Here is a 15216-nt window from a genome sequence, read left to right as displayed (position 1 = left end):
TCGCGCGCGATGCCGGCATCCGTTGCGATGGGGCGAATGCCCGATCAATTCGTGGAAAAAGCCGAGCCCGGAACGTCACCGTCGGTACGCTTCACCGCGTTGCGTTCGCGCATGAAGCGATCAAACTCTTCCTGATCCTTGGCGCGACGCAGTTCGCGGGAATAGGAGTCGAACTCCTCGCGCATTTCATCGAGCCTGCGGCGTTCGGTTTCCATGCGCTCCAGTTCGGCCTTGCGCCAGTCGTCGAAGGCGACATTGCCGGTCGAAGACGGCGAACGGCCACGATACTTGCCCGGGCGGCACTTCGAAAACATGCCGTCAGCCGCTTCGTTGGCGTTGCGCTTGAATTCCTTGAAGCGATCGCCAAAAAGAATATAGGCAAGCATGGCGAGCCCCAAAGGCCAGAACACCATAAAGCCTAGCACCATCAGAACGACGGTTGCCGGCGTCCAGTCCGGGCGCAGCAATGCTGATTGGTTCATCATCAATTACCCTCGTTTTCTTCGGGGGCGGAATGCCGCCCGATGGAAATCGATGTGGTAAACCGGCGGGCGCCCTTCAAGACATCCGCCGGTCAAATCCCGCAAAGGACTGTATTAGCTGCAAGAAATCAAAGGACGTCAGACGGACTTGCCGCCCTTGATGACGCGCTTGATGCTGGGCTTGACCACTTCGGAGTGTTTCCGGGCAAAGGCGATGATACGCGGCGCGATTTCCTTGCGAAAGCGCGAGCCGTTGAAGACGCCGTAATGCCCGACATCGGGCTGCAGATAGTGCATGCGCTTGTCGTCGGAAATATTTGGGCTGATGGTTTGGGCCGCCTTGGTCTGGCCGACGCCGGAGATATCGTCGTTCTCGCCTTCGACGGTCAGCAGCGCGACATTGCGGATCGCTGCGGTATCGACACGCTTGCCGCGATGCATCATCTCGCCCTTGGGCAGGGAATGCTTGATGAAGACGGTGTCGACCGTCTGCAGATAAAACTCCGCCGTCAGGTCCATGACCGCCAGATATTCGTCGTAGAAGTCGCGATGGCGCTCGGCCGAATCCCCGTCGTTCTTGACGAGGTGCATGTAAAAATCCTTCTGGGCGATCATGTGGCGGTCCAGGTTCATCGACATGAAGCCGGACAGTTGCAGAAAGCCCGGATAGACGGCGCGCATGAAGCCCGGCTGCGGCCAGGGAACATTCATGATGACATTGTCCTTGAACCATTCAAGCGGCTTCTTCTGCGCCAATTCGTTGACGGCCGTCGGATTGCAGCGGGTGTCGATCGGACCACCCATCAGGGTCATCGAGGCGGGAGCGCAATCGTCGCCGGCAGCTTCCATGACCGCCACCGCGGCAAGCACCGGAACCGATGGCTGACAGACTGCCACCACATTGGTGCGAGGCCCCAGGTGGTGCAGCATCTCGATAACGTAGTCGATGTAGTCATCCAGATCGAAGACGCCATCGGTGACTGGGACCATGCGGGCGTCGATCCAGTCGGTGATATAGACATCGGCGCTTGGCAGAAGGGCTTCCACCGTGCCGCGCAGGAGCGTGGCGTAGTGACCCGACATGGGCGCGACGATCAGGATCTTCGGGTCGTCGCCGTGATCGGCGGCCAAGTCTCTTTCAAAATGGATGAGGTTGCAGAACGGCTTCTTCCAGATGATCTCTTCGCGAATGGCGACAGTCTGGCCAGCGATTTGCGTGGTCGGAAGATCGAAGGACGGTTTGCCGTAGCGGCGGGTGGCGCGCTCGAACACTTCGAAGCCGGCTGCCATGGTACGACCGACCACCGTGTGGGTCAGCGGATTGAGCGGATTGCCGTAGGCGAGCCGCATGGCGTCGGCGGTCGCTCGAAAGGGCGCCATCACTGCATGGTTCATTTCATAGAGCTGATAAAACATGAGCAGAGCCGCCTTTCGCTTTCCATCCAGGTGCCGCGATCTTCATCGCAACCGCCAAAACTACCAGAATTCCGTCAAAGGTTAAGAATTTTGTTGTTGGGCCGACCAAAGTACGAGGAGCGCGTCTGTCTCCTGTTCTTCCGCCAGTCACTATTTCATAATGGCATGGAGGCGTTAAAGTTCCAGGTGGCGAAGCTGGTTAACAATGGCCGAGCGATCGCCAGCGGACGGACGCTCAGATCTTCTTGATTCGGTGCTGCATCTTGCCATATCGGTTATGCCGTTACATCGGCCTCGACCCCATCACAGCAGGGACACGCATGACACAAAGCAATCATCGCCAATCGGACTATCCCATCCATCCCGTCTTTCTGGATCGCTGGTCGCCGCGCTCCTTTACCGGCGAGAGCATGGATAAAGCGTCGCTGATGACCATTCTGGAGGCGGCCCATTGGGCACCCTCAGCCTCCAATTACCAGCCGTGGCGTTTCGTCTATGCGCTTAAGGGCGATGCACATTGGGACGGGTTGCTCGGCCTGCTCGCGGAATCGAACCAGGTCTGGGCCAGGTCTGCCTCTGCTCTCGTCATGATCTTTTCAGACACGCTGAACCGGAAAGACGACGGCAGCGAGCCGCAGCCGTTTCGCAGTCATAGCTTCGACGCGGGGGCTGCCTGGGCAATGCTGGCGCTGCAGGCATTTCATTCCGGCTATTTTGCCCATGCCATGGGCGGCGTGAATTTTGAGCGGGCGCTTGAGGTGCTGGTCGTTCCGCCGGGTTACCGGGCGGAGGCTGCCGTGGCAATCGGAAAACTGGGCGACCCTGCCCTCCTGCCGGAGCAGCTTCAGGGCCGCGAAGTTCCAAATGGTCGCAAGCCGCTCAGCGCCGTGGCCTTCGAGGGCTCATTTCCGAAGGCATAGTCGGGACTGAATAAGTGTTTCACGTGAATCACGGTTAACAAATGATTCACGTGAAAACAGATCAGATATCCAGGTTGGCGACGTTGAGCGCATTTTCCTGAATGAAGTCGCGACGCGGTTCGACTTCGTCGCCCATCAGCCTGGAGAACAGGCCGTCCGCATCGGTCGCGTCGTTGACCCGCACCTGCAACAGGGAGCGTACGTTCGGATCCAGGGTGGTTTCCCACAGCTGCTCGGCATTCATCTCGCCAAGTCCTTTGTAACGCTGCATCGACAGGCCTTTACGGCCAAAGGCGAAAACAGAATCCAGGAGAGAGCGGGGACCGGAAATTTCGAGTGTCCCGTCCTTGCGGCTCAAGACCGGCGGGGTGCCGTAGATCTCGCGCAGGCGGGATGCCATCTGGTCCATGTAGCGGGCATCGACCGAACCGATCAGCGCGACATCGATCGCGGCTGTTTCCTTGACACCACGCACCATCCGTTCGAAGCGCATGCCGCCTTCATCCGTGACAATGCCGATCCAGCCGCGTTCGGTTTCCTCAGAAATCAGGTCGAGTCGGTGAGCGACCTCGGCCGCCGTCTGCTCTGCCCGGACCTTGTTTTCCGTAAGCTCTGGATTGAGCGCCCCGACGATTGCCGCCTGCTCCACCACATTGCGGTTATAGCGCGAATGCAGACCTTCGACGAGCGACCGCAGCCGCAAGGCATCCTGCGTGATTTCCCTGAGGTCCGGCCCGGCGCGCACTTCGCCATTGCCGAGCTTCAGCGTCGCTTCGTCGAGACCCATGCCGATCAGATAGTCCTCAAGGGCCTTTTCGTCCTTCAGATACTGGATCGACTTGCCGCGCGTCACTTTGTAGAGCGGCGGCTGAGCGATGTAGAGATGGCCGCGCTCGATAAGCTCCGGCATCTGCCGGAAGAAGAAGGTCAACAGCAGGGTTCTGATATGCGCGCCGTCGACGTCAGCGTCGGTCATGATGATGATCTTGTGGTAGCGCAGCTTGTCGGCATTGAACTCGTCCTTGCCGATCGAAGTGCCGAGTGCCGTGATCAGCGTGCCGATTTCCTGGCTGCCAAGCATCTTGTCGAAACGGGCGCGCTCGACGTTCAGGATCTTACCACGCAGCGGCAGGATGGCCTGGGATTCACGCGAACGGCCCTGCTTGGCCGAACCGCCAGCGGAGTCGCCCTCCACCAGGAACAGTTCGGATTTGGCCGGGTCGCGCTCGGAGCAGTCGGCAAGCTTGCCGGGCAGCGAGGCGATATCGAGGGCACCTTTGCGGCGGGTCAGTTCGCGGGCCTTGCGGGCTGCCTCGCGGGCGGCCGCGGCCTCAACCACCTTGCCGATGAGGATCTTGGCGTCTGAGGGATGCTCCTCAAGCCAGACGCTCAGCGCTTCGCTGACCAGGCTCTCGACGACGGGGCGAACTTCCGAGGAGACCAGCTTGTCCTTGGTCTGCGACGAGAACTTCGGATCCGGAACCTTGACCGACAGAACCGCCGTCAGACCTTCGCGGCAATCGTCGCCGGTCAGCGAGACTTTTTCCCGCTTCATGATGCCGGACGTATCGGCATAAGAGACGATCTGCCGGGTCAGCGCACCGCGGAAGCCCGCCATATGGGTGCCGCCGTCGCGCTGGGGAATGTTGTTGGTGAAGCACAGCACGTTTTCATGATAGCTGTCGTTCCACCACATCGCGACTTCGACGACGATGCCGTCCTTTTCGCCACGAATGGAGACCGGCCTCTGGACGAGCGGCTTCTTGGCTCGATCGAGATAGACGACGAAGGCTTCGAGGCCACCGTCATAGAGCATTTCTTCCTGGCGGATATCTGAGCGGCGCTTGTCGGTCAGAAGGATCCGGACGCCGGAATTCAGAAACGCCAGTTCGCGCAGACGATGTTCCAGGGTGCCATAATCGAAATCGGTATTGGTGAAGGTTTCCGTGCTCGGCGTGAAGGTCACTTCCGTGCCGGTCTCGGAACCGCAGTCGCCGGTGGAGACCAGCGGTGCATCGGCAACGCCATGGGTGAAACTCATCTCGAAAATCTTGCCGGCGCGACGGATCTTCAGCTTCAGCTTGACCGACAGCGCATTGACCACCGACACGCCGACGCCGTGCAGACCGCCGGAGACCTTGTAGGAATTCTGGTCGAACTTGCCGCCGGCATGCAGCTGGGTCATGATCACTTCGGCAGCCGAAATGCCTTCGCCGGTGTGGATATCGGTCGGGATGCCGCGGCCGTTGTCGGTCACGGTGACCGAGCCATCGGCATTCAGCGTGACGGTCACCAGATCCGCATAGCCGCCGAGCGCTTCGTCAATGGCATTGTCGACAACTTCATAAACCATGTGGTGGAGACCCGAGCCGTCATCGGTATCACCGATGTACATGCCGGGCCGCTTGCGAACGGCATCGAGGCCTTTGAGCACCTTAATGGAATCAGCGCCGTATTCGGCGCTCGCACCATTTTCAGCAACGGGGGTATCGGTCATTCAGCGATCTTTCCAGTCTAATCGGGGAAAAGTTCCGATCTGTCGAATCAGAAGCTTTCTGTCGGATGACTATAGGGTCTTTGCGGCAAGTTCCAAACTCCGGACGCCCGCCTGCGCCACAAATCAGGGGATGTTTGGAGGTTTCATTCGACTGTTTCGGTCTTTTTGAGAATTTCCTCGAACTCTCTTATCATTGCCGGCGACAGAGTGCGAATCGCGCGGGCCAGATGATTCGCGAAGGCTGTGTATTCCGGCCCGAGGCCTGATGTGTCGAGCACGACGCGCGGGTCGGACGAGCCGGCAATCATGAACAATTCTTCGGCCTCGTCCCAGATAATGTTGAAATAACCCGCCACCCGCTGCAGCAGATCGAAGCTCGGCTTGCCGCGCCGGCCATGTTCCAGCGCCGAGAGATAGGCAGGCGACACGCCGATGGCGATCGCCATGTCCTTCTGGGACACGCCCTTGCGCTCCCGCAACCGGCGCACCGCTTCTCCAAACGGCGTCACCGGTGCTCTCCCGGAGAGCGCGACAGGCGGACATAAAGCGCACCCTCGCCGCCATGATGACGCGCCGCCTGTTCGTGGGAGGAGATCAGATAGCGAAACTCCGTTTTCGAAAACCACATCGGCACGGCACGCTTCAGGGCGCCGTCACTGCCCATCGAACTGCCCTTGCCGGTAATCACCAGGACATGCCTGAGCCCACGTTCATGGGCCCGAATGAGGAAATCCAGCAGGATGCCGTGCGCCTCGCTCTGGATCAGTCCGTGCAGATCGATCCTGGCTTCCAGTGCCAGCTGGCCGCGGGCGAGCTTTCTCTTGACCGGCCGCTCCAGCGGATGGTGCATGCCGGAGGATTTCTTATTGTCGACTTTCTGCACGACGAAGGGGTCCAGTCCAGGGGACAGCTTCGGCATCGGAACGATCTCGGGCAATTCTTCGAGAAAGCTGCGCTCGAATTCGGTCAGATCTTCCAGGCGACCCGGCAGGGCGCGCGTGCTGCGGGCAACCTTGCCCCACAGGATGCGATCTTCCGTGCTGATCTTGTCCTTGCCCGACATCACAGATACCTCGCCGCCGCCCGCTTCGGTATCAGTATATAGAATTCAGCCGCGTTGCGCACGGCGCCGGCCAATTCCCCAGCCTGGTCGCCGGAGCCGGTGAAGATATCGCCGCGCGCGCTGCCGACAATGGCCGAGCCCGTATCGAGCGCCAGCATCAGCCGGGCGAAAGGTCGGCCCTGGTCGAGGCGGGTCAGCGTCTCGGCCCGGATAAAAAACGGAAAGCCGAATGTGTGGATCAGCCGGTCGACGGCGAGCGACCGTCCGGGCAAAAGCGGCACCTTGGCAGCCGCGATCGGCCCGAGATCCAGACCGCTCACCGGCGCCTCGCGGAAGAAGATATAGGATCTGTTGTGCCAGAGCACCTCATCCGTCTCGTCCGGATGGTCCGCCAGCCACTGCCGGATCGACTGCATCGAGATATCGGCGGCTTTGATCTGGCCACGGTCGATCAGCAATTTGCCGATCGCCGAGAAGGCATGGCCGGCCTTTGCGGCATAGGTGATACGCAGAAGGCGGCCGTCTGGAAAGCGCAATCGGGCCGCGCCCTGAACATGGGCGAAAAACACATCGACCTTCGAACTCGCCCAGGCAATTTCAAGTCCGCGCCCGTCCAGCCAGCCGCGATCGATCATCTGGCGATCAGGATAAGGCCTGATCCCCTCCTCCGTCTGCCAGCCAAAGGCATAGGCCGGATCGAACCCGGCCGGCCTGTTGCGTTCATCGAGATCGATAAGATCGTCTGGTCGGCGGTAGAAGGGAAAGCGGAAGATGGCGTCGGGTCGGTCGGAGACCTGGACTTCCGGCTCATAAAAAGCCGTCACCAGGCCCGGCTGCGCATCGCGGCGCTCGATCCGGAAGGGAATGCATTCCGCCTCGAAAAAGGCTCTTGCCGACCGGGCATCGGCAGGTGTGAAGGTGGCTGCGGCGTCCAGCAGCGGCAGAAGATCCGCCGTCGTCAATCCAAGCGACCCGGCCCGGTAGGGCTTCACATCGCGGATCTGGGCATGGCAGTTGCGAAGTCCCGCAAAGAGCGCCGACGGATCGTCCTCGCTCCACCCCCGCAGTTCAGCGAAAGGCACGGAGCGAAGCGAAAAATCCGCACCGTTCCCCGTCATTGTTCCGATTCGGTGGCGATCAGTTTCCAGTTCGGATCGCGGGAACGGGTATCACGGGCAAAGGTCCAGATGTCGTTGACCTCGGTCACACCCTCGGCGTCGCCGTCGATGACCTTGCCATCCTTGTCATAGGTTGCCGAAATCAGCTGGCTGATGATGCGAACGGTGATCTGCTCTTCATGATCCTTGACGTCGCCATGGGTGATGTCGGCCTTCTCGATCCCGACAAAGGTCGACTTCATCACTTCGCCGCGCTTCTCACGATCCGTGATCGCCGCATCGAAGCCCTCGTAGACTTCGCGCGACAACAGGCCCTTGAGGGTCTTGCGGTCGCCATCGGCAAAAGCCGTGACAATCATCTCATAGGCCATGCGCGCACCGTTCAGGAATTCCTTGGGCGTAAAGCTCGGATCGACCTTGCTGATATCGCGCAGCGCCGTGTTGAGATCAGAGCCCGGCTTTGCGAAAGCGTCTATCGATGCAAAGCGTTCTTCGCTCTCCGCCTCGTCGCGGCGCGGCAAGGTCACGACCTTGCCATCATCGCTGCCCGGACCCTTGGCAAGGTCGCGCGGACTATATGGCTCGAAAGGCGGCTTTTCGTTGCCCGTGCGGCGGCCGAGCACGCTGCGCAGCTGAAGGAAGATCAGCACCGCCGCGACCAGAAAAAACAACGTCACAAAGTCATTCGAACCCATAGCAATCCGGTACCACTGTTTAAATTCTCGTTCTTATCCTCCATATAGTCTGCATCTGCGCTGCATTCAAATAGCCAAGCCGCATTCTTTCGGAGAGAGATCCGAGACGCAGACGCGATCGGTGGCGGCACCACGACGAAGAGAGAGACCCTTCATGCGATTCGCCCCGCTGTTTCTGTTGTTGCTGCCGCTGGTCGAGATCGCCGGTTTCGTCATCGTCGGCAAGGCCATTGGCGTGGCGGCAACGCTTGGACTGGTGATCCTCAGCACGGTCGCCGGCATCTTGCTGCTGAGAGTGAACGGCATGGGATTGCTGATGCGCTTCCGTGACGCCTCGCGCGGCAACGGCGATCCGGGACGGGAACTGGTGCGCGGCGCCACCACGGTCTTTGCCTCTCTCCTGCTGATCGTGCCGGGCTTCCTTACCGATCTCATCGGCCTGTTGTTGCTGATGCCCTTTGCCCGGAAATTCCTCTGGGCGCTGATCGCACCCCGCATCGTCACGTTCCGCAGCGAAACCCGGTCCTATAGCCGGGCCGATGCACCCCCATCACGGCCAACGAAGGATGGCCCGGTCATCGATCTGGAGACGGAAGAGTTTCATCGGGACGGCAAAAAGAACTCGCCCTGGTCGGACAAGCTGCCGAAATAGTCGGCGCCCGATGCTGAGGGTCACCGACCGGCTCTAGGGTTGTAAGCCTTGGTGCGAAATGATAGATGCCCTCAACCATCAAAGCTGCGAGGACTACCCCTATGGCGAACGACAACAGCAACAAGGGACCGGAAAGCCCATCCCTCAACATTCTGGCCCAGTATATCAAGGATCTTTCCTTTGAAAATCCGGGTGCACCGCGGTCGCTTCAGGCGCGCGACAAGGCGCCGGCGATCAATATCAATGTCAATGTCAACGCCAATCCTCTGACGGACAATGACTTCGATGTGGTTCTCTCGCTGAATGCCGAAGCCAAGGAAGGCGACAAGGTTCTGTTTGCGACCGAGCTGGTCTATGGCGGCGTATTCCGCATTACCGGCTTTCCGCAGGAGCACATGCTGCCGGTTCTGTTTATCGAGTGCCCTCGCCTGCTCTTCCCGTTCGCCCGGCAGATCATTGCCGACGCGACGAGAAACGGCGGCTTCCCGCCGCTGATGATCGATCCGATCGATTTTGCCCAGATGTTCACCCAGCGCGTTGCCGAAGAGCAGGCGCGGGCAAAGGTCCAGGCCGTTCCGAACTAAAACCCGGCCCTCCATGCTGGATGCTTCAAGGCCCGGATACTTTCCGGGCCTTTTCATTTTCTGCAACGCGTTATTCAGCTTGCGAATAATTCGCCCAGATGGCCTTCGCGCCGATGCGCTTCTTCAGAGCCTCATGGGCCAGGACCTCATCTTCGGACAGCCGTGCCGCCAACGCCCTTGGCCGCTCCGTCATCACGACGACGACCTCATCCTGTTCGTTACGCCGGCTCTGGTTATTGCTGGCAGTGTCGAGACCAAAGGTCGCCTGACGCCCTCCCAGCATTTCGATATACACTTCGGCGAGCAGCTCGGAGTCCAGCAGCGCGCCGTGCTTGGTGCGATGCGAGTTGTCGATGCCATAGCGGCGGCAGAGCGCATCCAGAGAATTGGGACCCATGGGATTCTTGCGGCGCGCCAGCGACAGAGTGTCGAGCACCTGGTCGTTCGGGACCGGTGGCCGACCGAGACGCTCCAGTTCCGCATTGATGAAACCCATGTCGAAGGTGGCGTTATGGGCAATCCACTTCGCCCCTTCGAAGAACTCGAGCAGTTCATCGACAATGCCGGCAAATGGCGGCTTGTCCTTGAGGAACTCGTCGGTAATGCCATGAACCGCCAGCGCGTCGGGGTGAACCTTTCGGTCGCCCGGATTGATATAGACATGGAAGCTGCGGCCGGTCGGGAAGTGATTGAACAGTTCGATCGCGCCCACTTCGATGACCCGGTCGATCTTCGATTCCAGCCCGGTGGTTTCCGTGTCGAAAATGATTTCCCGCATCTCTCTAGCTCTTCTCCTGTTTCTCGACCCGCAAGGTCGCGATGATATCGGCAACCTGCCGCCGCGCGGCCTCCATGCCCTGCCCCGTATCAATGACGAAATCCGCCATGTGGCGCTTGTCGGCATCAGCCACCTGGCGCGACAGAATCATGTTGAATTTCTCTTCCGTCATACCAGCTCTTTGCAGAACGCGCGTCCGCTGGATATCCGGCTCGCAGGACACCACGACAATTCGATCGACCCGATCCTGCGCGCCGGTCTCGAACAGCAACGGAATGTCGAGCACGACGATATCGGCGCCGAGCCTTTCCTGCTCTGCCAAAAAGCGCTGTTGTCGTGCCCTTACCAACGGGTGTACGATCAATTCGAGAGTTTCGAAATTAGCCGGATTCTTCGCCAGAGTCTGAGACAGGATACTGCGGTCAACAACGCCGCCGATCACCGCCTCCGGGAACGCCTGAGACATCGGCTCAACCGCTTCGTCCTGGTAAAGCTCGTGAACCGTCCGGTCGGAATCATGCACGGCAATACCCTGCTCGGCAAACATGGCCGCCGTGGTGGATTTGCCCATGCCAATCGATCCGGTCAGCCCAACGACAATCATGCGTGGCTCTCCATGTCGGCGATGATCAGGTCTCGCAGCTCCGCAGTGACGGCCGGTGTGGCGCCGAACCATAGGACAAATCCGGGGACCGCCTGATGCAGCAGCATGCCAAGACCATCCACGGTGGCCATTCCCTCCGCTTCCGCTTGGACAAGGAACGGGGTCTTGAGCGGGACATAGACAATATCGGTGACGAGCGCGCCTGGTGCCAATCCGGCAAACCGGATCGGCGGTGCCGCTTCGCCATCCATGCCAAGCGATGTGGTGTTGACGAAGAATTCGGCGCCTTGCATGACTTCGTCCAAGGCGCTCAGGGGATGCGGCGCGATCGCTACGCCAAAGCGGTCGGCCAGTTCTTTGGCTCGAGCGACAGTGCGGTTGACGACATTGATTTCCGTAAAGCCGCGATCGCGAAGCGCCTGGATGACGGCACGGCTGGCACCGCCGGCCCCGAGAACGACGGCCTTGCGGGCCTTATCCCAGCCCGGATGCCTTTCGTCGAGGTTGCGCGAGAAGCCATAGCCATCCGTGTTGGTGGCGTGGAGCAGGCCCTCGGCCTTGTATAAGGTATTGGCGGCGCCCAGTTCCGCGCAGCGGTCGTCACGACGATCGGCCAGAGCAAAGGCGGCTTCCTTGTGGGGAATGGTGACATTGCCGCCGCAATAGTGCGATGTGCCGTCTTTCAGCTTGCCAATGAAATCTGCGAAATCGCCCGGCGCAACTTCCACCGGGCCATAGGAACCCGCCAGCCCCAATTGCCGGAGCCAGTATCCATGGATCAGCGGCGACCGGGAATGCTTGATTGGATAGCCGGCAACAAAGGCGGCCGGCGATTTTGTTTCACGTGAATCATTCATCGATCTGCCCTAATGTACGAAGCTGGTCCAGCAGCGGCAGCAGCGGCACACCCAGAACCGTGAAATAGTCGCCATCGATCGATGAGAAGAGCTGAACTCCCTCGCCTTCCAGCTGATAGCTCCCGACACTCATCAATGCCTTCGGACCCATGCGCGCGAGATAAGCATCCAGGAACGCCGGAGTGACCTGCCGCATCGTCATACGGGCAATGCCGACAAACTCCCAGACGACCCCGCCATCGCGGGCCAGGGTGATCGCGCTGTTGAGATGATGGGTCCTGCCCTGCAGCGCCATCAGTTGCAATCGCGCCGCCGCGAGGTCGAGCGGCTTGTGATAAACATCGCTGCCGAGCGAAAGGGTTTGGTCACCCCCGATCACAAGGGCGGCCGGATTGCGACGGCTGACGTCGAGTGCCTTGGCGGCAGACAATGTGCCTGCCAGGCCCACGGGGTCGAGGGCGCTATTGGCCGGCAAGGCCTCGATCTGCCGTTCATCGACACGCGGCGGATCGACCGTAAAAACAAGGCCGGCGTTTTCGAGCAACTGCCGACGGAACGGGCTCGATGAGGCGAGCACCAACGGGTGGATCATGGACACTACTCTTAATCGGAGGTGGGCGTGCGATTCGGCTTAGCGCAGCTTCACGCGCAGGGCAACGATGGCGGCAGCCGTTTCCTCGATGGATCGGCGGCTGACATCGATGACCGGCCAATTGTTGCGGGCGCATAGCGACCTGGCATATTTCAGTTCCTCGGCGATGGAGGCGCGGTCCGTGTAGTCGCCGGGATCAAATCCCGTGGTGTTGCCGAGTTCGCGATTTCCGCGGACCTGAGAGATCCGGTCTGTCGTAGCGATCAATCCGACAATCAATGGTCGGGTGGCCGTCAGCAGGCTGTCCGGCAAGGGCACCCCGCAGACGATAGGGATGTTGGCGGTCTTGATACCGCGGTTGGCGAGGTAGATGCTGGTCGGTGTTTTGGATGTCCGGCTGATACCGATGAGGACGACATCCGCCTCATCATAACCGGCTGCCATCTGTCCATCGTCGTGGTCCATCGTATAGTTCAGGGCCTCGATCCGCGCGAAATACTCGGCATTCAGGGCATGCTGGGCGCCGACGCGGCGGCGTGACGGGGAGCCGAGATAGGATTGGAACTTGGCAATCACCGGTTCCAGCACGTTGACGCTCGGCACGCCCATCTCCGCGCAGGTCGTATCGAGGAAGTCTGCAAGCGACTGATCAACGATGGTGTAGAGAACAATGCCCGGCTTATCGTCGATTGCCTGCAAGACCGGCAGCAGCTGCCGGCGATTGCGGATCAGCGGATAGACATGCTCGATCGGATTGGAGGACTGAAACTGCGCCGAGGCAGCTCGGCCAGCCGAGATCAGAGTCTCTCCCGTTGAGTCAGAAATCAGATGCAGATGAAAGAAGTGTTTTTTGTTCTCCACGCTAAATTCCGCTGCCTGTTGATAAACCGGGACAGCGACAGCTAGGGACCAGAGCGGCCGTAACGCAAGGGGAAAAGTGCCAGGTTGTCCACAAGGCTGGCCTTTTGGTGCTGTTCTGGACGCCGTTGTGGATTGCTGGGACAATTTGACTGTGGCACAAACTTATCCACGCATTGTCCACAGGCTGGAACGGCTTAACGGTTCTATCAACCGTTTGAATTTTAATCTGAAATCGGTTCTTTGCACAAAGGTCTCAGAAATTCGGGGGTATCGGTCCCGCCAAACTTGGGCCGTTGACCTGAAGGTGGTTAACCTGTGCATCATTGATAAGCCTTGATAGTCACAGACTCTTAGAAATAGAAGAAGAAGAATCTTCTCTTTTATAATTTAAAGGGCCATCGACCTTGAGCGATACGAACCGAAAGATCATCGACGTCTTGAACGGCAAGACGATATCGCCGCCACCGGTCTGGCTGATGCGTCAGGCGGGTCGTTATCTTCCGGAATATCGCAAGACGCGGGCGGAGGCCGGTAGTTTTCTCGATCTCTGTTATTCGCCTGATCATGCCGTCGAGGTCACGCTTCAGCCCATTCGTCGCTACGGGTTCGATGCGGCCATTCTGTTTTCCGACATCCTGGTGATCCCGGATGCGCTGCACCGGAATGTGACCTTCACCGAGGGTCATGGTCCGCAAATGGATCCGATTGACGAAGCCGGTATTTTTGCTCTGAAGGACGATAATGGCCTTCAGCATCTGGCACCGGTGTTCGAGACACTCAGACGATTGCGGCAGGACCTGCCGGGAGAGACCACCCTCCTCGGCTTCTGTGGTGCGCCCTGGACCGTTGCCACCTATATGATCGCCGGCCATGGAACGACTGACCAGGCGCCGGCCCGGCTGTTCGCCTATCGGTATCCAAAGGCCTTCGAGCATCTGCTGACCTTCCTGGCCGACCTGTCGGCCGATTATCTCGTGGCGCAGATCGATGCTGGCGCCGATGCCGTGCAGATCTTCGATTCCTGGGCTGGTGTGCTCGGCGAGGAGGAATTCGATGCCTTCTGTTGCCGGCCGGTGCAGCGCATGATTGCGTCCGTGCGTGCCCGCCGTCCCGGCGCCAAGGTGATCGCCTTTGCCAAAGGTGCGGGGATGCTGCTGAAAACCTATCGGCAGAAAACGGATGCGACGGCGATCGGCCTCGACTGGACCGTGCCCCTGGCGTTTGCCCGGGAACTGCAGAAGGACGGTCCCGTCCAGGGCAATCTGGATCCGATGCGGGTCGTGGCTGGCGGCAAGGCGATGGAAGAGGGGATCGATCGGATTCTTGATGAACTCGGCCATGGCCCGCTGATCTTCAACCTAGGTCATGGCATTACGCCGCAGGCCGATCCGGAGACCGTAGCGGCGCTGGTCCACCGGGTGCGAGGGATTTCTCGCTGATGGAAGGCGAAGGCGAAACAGGGGCAAGCGCCGGTCGAAAAGCTCGGTTGCGAGCGTCTATCGCTCTGGTCGTGTTTATCGGCTTTGCCGGCCTGTTGTACCTGATCGGCAGGGACAGCGCCTACCTTTGGCTGAAGGCGCTGCATGTGATTGCCGTGATCTCATGGATGGCCGGACTGCTCTACATGCCGCGGCTTTTCATCTACCATACGGATGCCGAAAAGGGATCCGTTCAAGCCGAGACCTTCAGCGTGATGGAACAGCGGCTGATGAAGGTCATCATGCATCCGGCCATGGGTCTCTCCTGGCTGTTGGGTCTCTATCTGGCCTGGGATGGATTCTCGTTCATGGGGGGCTGGCTGCATGCAAAGATCGCGGCGGTGGTTGGATTGACCGTGGTGCATCTTTATTTTGCGAGGGCGGTCAAGGCGTTCCAGCGCGGCGACTATGTCAGGACGGCCCGCTTTTGGCGGCTGATGAACGAGATACCGACACTGCTAATGATTGCAATCGTCATTTTCGTCGTCGTGAAACCGTTCTAGCGCACCGAAAAGACTATTATTTGAGAGAATTTTTTCCTTTTCCCTTGCAGCCAGCTATGTGAATCGCTATTTTCCCGCAATCTTATCCTACGCGGCTTGCATAACATTCAGTCATT

General features: G+C 59.5%; 17 protein-coding genes. 5 read left to right on the top strand and 12 right to left on the bottom strand.

Going from position 1 to position 15216, the window contains the following annotated elements:
• Positions 1-44: 44 nt before the first annotated feature.
• Together HGO38_RS24880 and HGO38_RS24875 are read right to left on the bottom strand one after the other, a co-directional pair.
• Complete coding sequence (locus tag HGO38_RS24880) at positions 45-482, bottom strand: DUF2852 domain-containing protein (RefSeq protein WP_250958517.1); 438 nt, start codon at positions 480-482, stop codon at positions 45-47.
• 138 nt (positions 483-620) lie between these two features.
• On the bottom strand, positions 621-1898 hold the full coding sequence (locus HGO38_RS24875; protein ID WP_250958516.1) for a polyhydroxyalkanoate depolymerase: 1278 nt from the start codon (positions 1896-1898) through the stop codon (positions 621-623).
• Between the two features lie 320 nt (positions 1899-2218).
• Between HGO38_RS24875 and HGO38_RS24870 the strand changes: the two genes are divergently transcribed.
• Positions 2219-2818 carry a nitroreductase family protein gene (locus HGO38_RS24870; RefSeq protein WP_250958515.1) on the top strand — a complete coding sequence of 200 codons (600 nt, stop codon included), beginning with the start codon at positions 2219-2221 and terminating at the stop codon, positions 2816-2818.
• Positions 2819-2879: 61 nt separating this feature from the next.
• On the opposite strand, the gene gyrB is transcribed toward HGO38_RS24870, so the two are convergent.
• The 5 genes from gyrB to HGO38_RS24845 form a co-directional block, all read right to left on the bottom strand.
• Positions 2880-5315 (bottom strand): DNA topoisomerase (ATP-hydrolyzing) subunit B, encoded by a 2436-nt coding sequence (gyrB, locus tag HGO38_RS24865; RefSeq protein WP_250958514.1) that lies wholly within the window; start codon positions 5313-5315, stop codon positions 2880-2882.
• A 143-nt stretch (positions 5316-5458) separates the two neighbouring features.
• Entirely contained in the window at positions 5459-5824 is a 366-nt protein-coding gene (locus HGO38_RS24860; protein WP_250958513.1) for a helix-turn-helix domain-containing protein, read from the bottom strand.
• Entirely contained in the window at positions 5821-6378 is a 558-nt protein-coding gene (locus tag HGO38_RS24855; protein WP_250958512.1) for a Smr/MutS family protein, read from the bottom strand. The genes HGO38_RS24860 and HGO38_RS24855 overlap by 4 nt, the downstream gene beginning before the upstream one ends.
• Positions 6378-7496, bottom strand: a complete 1119-nt coding sequence (gene mltA / locus HGO38_RS24850) for a murein transglycosylase A (RefSeq protein WP_250958511.1) — start codon at positions 7494-7496, stop codon at positions 6378-6380. Before mltA ends, HGO38_RS24855 begins: the two co-directional genes overlap by 1 nt.
• On the bottom strand, positions 7493-8191 hold the full coding sequence (locus tag HGO38_RS24845) for a Tim44/TimA family putative adaptor protein (protein WP_250958510.1): 699 nt from the start codon (positions 8189-8191) through the stop codon (positions 7493-7495). Before HGO38_RS24845 ends, mltA begins: the two co-directional genes overlap by 4 nt.
• Positions 8192-8345: 154 nt before the next feature.
• On the opposite strand from HGO38_RS24845, the gene HGO38_RS24840 reads away from it, so the two are divergent.
• A complete protein-coding gene (locus tag HGO38_RS24840) occupies positions 8346-8843 on the top strand; it encodes an FxsA family protein (RefSeq protein ID WP_250958509.1) in 498 nt (165 codons plus the stop codon).
• 101 nt (positions 8844-8944) lie between these two features.
• Positions 8945-9427 carry a protein-export chaperone SecB gene (gene secB, locus HGO38_RS24835; RefSeq protein WP_250958508.1) on the top strand — a complete coding sequence of 161 codons (483 nt, stop codon included), beginning with the start codon at positions 8945-8947 and terminating at the stop codon, positions 9425-9427.
• Between the two features lie 70 nt (positions 9428-9497).
• On the opposite strand, the gene dnaQ is transcribed toward secB, so the two are convergent.
• Genes dnaQ through HGO38_RS24810 form a run of 5 tightly spaced genes read right to left on the bottom strand, consistent with a single transcriptional unit; the run spans position 9498 to position 13119 of the window.
• Complete coding sequence (dnaQ, locus tag HGO38_RS24830) at positions 9498-10205, bottom strand: DNA polymerase III subunit epsilon (protein ID WP_250958507.1); 708 nt, start codon at positions 10203-10205, stop codon at positions 9498-9500.
• Positions 10206-10209: 4 nt separating this feature from the next.
• Positions 10210-10809 (bottom strand): dephospho-CoA kinase, encoded by a 600-nt coding sequence (gene coaE / locus HGO38_RS24825; RefSeq protein ID WP_250958506.1) that lies wholly within the window; start codon positions 10807-10809, stop codon positions 10210-10212.
• The gene (locus tag HGO38_RS24820) at positions 10806-11666 is read right to left on the bottom strand and encodes a shikimate dehydrogenase (RefSeq protein ID WP_250958505.1); all 861 of its coding nucleotides are present in this window, start codon (positions 11664-11666) and stop codon (positions 10806-10808) included. Before HGO38_RS24820 ends, coaE begins: the two co-directional genes overlap by 4 nt.
• Positions 11659-12258, bottom strand: a complete 600-nt coding sequence (locus HGO38_RS24815) for a Maf-like protein (RefSeq protein WP_250958504.1) — start codon at positions 12256-12258, stop codon at positions 11659-11661. The genes HGO38_RS24820 and HGO38_RS24815 overlap by 8 nt, the downstream gene beginning before the upstream one ends.
• 39 nt (positions 12259-12297) lie before the next feature.
• A complete protein-coding gene (locus HGO38_RS24810; RefSeq protein WP_250958503.1) occupies positions 12298-13119 on the bottom strand; it encodes a pyruvate, water dikinase regulatory protein in 822 nt (273 codons plus the stop codon).
• Between the two features lie 404 nt (positions 13120-13523).
• Between HGO38_RS24810 and hemE the strand changes: the two genes are divergently transcribed.
• Both hemE and hemJ read left to right on the top strand, forming a co-directional pair.
• Positions 13524-14558, top strand: coding sequence for a uroporphyrinogen decarboxylase (gene hemE, locus HGO38_RS24805; RefSeq protein ID WP_250958502.1), 1035 nt, complete (start codon positions 13524-13526; stop codon positions 14556-14558).
• On the top strand, positions 14558-15100 hold the full coding sequence (hemJ, locus tag HGO38_RS24800) for a protoporphyrinogen oxidase HemJ (RefSeq protein WP_250958501.1): 543 nt from the start codon (positions 14558-14560) through the stop codon (positions 15098-15100). The genes hemE and hemJ overlap by 1 nt, the downstream gene beginning before the upstream one ends.
• Positions 15101-15216: the final 116 nt, after the last annotated feature.

The organism is Rhizobium sp. CG5 (genome assembly GCF_023701945.1).
Classification (GTDB): domain Bacteria; phylum Pseudomonadota; class Alphaproteobacteria; order Rhizobiales; family Rhizobiaceae; genus Allorhizobium.
Note: the sequence above shows the minus strand (reverse complement) of the source record. Positions and strands in the feature narration are given on the sequence as shown.

Bases quoted from the DNA above. Each gene is read 5' to 3' on its own strand.
- HGO38_RS24880 (WP_250958517.1), bottom strand. From the start codon at position 482: ATGAACCAATCAGCATTGCTGCGCCCGGACTGGACGCCGGCAACCGTC.
- HGO38_RS24875 (WP_250958516.1), bottom strand. From the start codon at position 1,898: ATGTTTTATCAGCTCTATGAAATGAACCATGCAGTGATGGCGCCCTTT.
- HGO38_RS24870 (WP_250958515.1), top strand. From the start codon at position 2,219: ATGACACAAAGCAATCATCGCCAATCGGACTATCCCATCCATCCCGTC.
- gyrB (WP_250958514.1), bottom strand. From the start codon at position 5,315: ATGACCGATACCCCCGTTGCTGAAAATGGTGCGAGCGCCGAATACGGC.
- HGO38_RS24855 (WP_250958512.1), bottom strand. From the start codon at position 6,378: ATGTCGGGCAAGGACAAGATCAGCACGGAAGATCGCATCCTGTGGGGC.
- mltA (WP_250958511.1), bottom strand. From the start codon at position 7,496: ATGACGGGGAACGGTGCGGATTTTTCGCTTCGCTCCGTGCCTTTCGCT.
- HGO38_RS24845 (WP_250958510.1), bottom strand. From the start codon at position 8,191: ATGGGTTCGAATGACTTTGTGACGTTGTTTTTTCTGGTCGCGGCGGTG.
- HGO38_RS24840 (WP_250958509.1), top strand. From the start codon at position 8,346: ATGCGATTCGCCCCGCTGTTTCTGTTGTTGCTGCCGCTGGTCGAGATC.
- secB (WP_250958508.1), top strand. From the start codon at position 8,945: ATGGCGAACGACAACAGCAACAAGGGACCGGAAAGCCCATCCCTCAAC.
- dnaQ (WP_250958507.1), bottom strand. From the start codon at position 10,205: ATGCGGGAAATCATTTTCGACACGGAAACCACCGGGCTGGAATCGAAG.
- coaE (WP_250958506.1), bottom strand. From the start codon at position 10,809: ATGATTGTCGTTGGGCTGACCGGATCGATTGGCATGGGCAAATCCACC.
- HGO38_RS24820 (WP_250958505.1), bottom strand. From the start codon at position 11,666: ATGAATGATTCACGTGAAACAAAATCGCCGGCCGCCTTTGTTGCCGGC.
- HGO38_RS24815 (WP_250958504.1), bottom strand. From the start codon at position 12,258: ATGATCCACCCGTTGGTGCTCGCCTCATCGAGCCCGTTCCGTCGGCAG.
- hemJ (WP_250958501.1), top strand. From the start codon at position 14,558: ATGGAAGGCGAAGGCGAAACAGGGGCAAGCGCCGGTCGAAAAGCTCGG.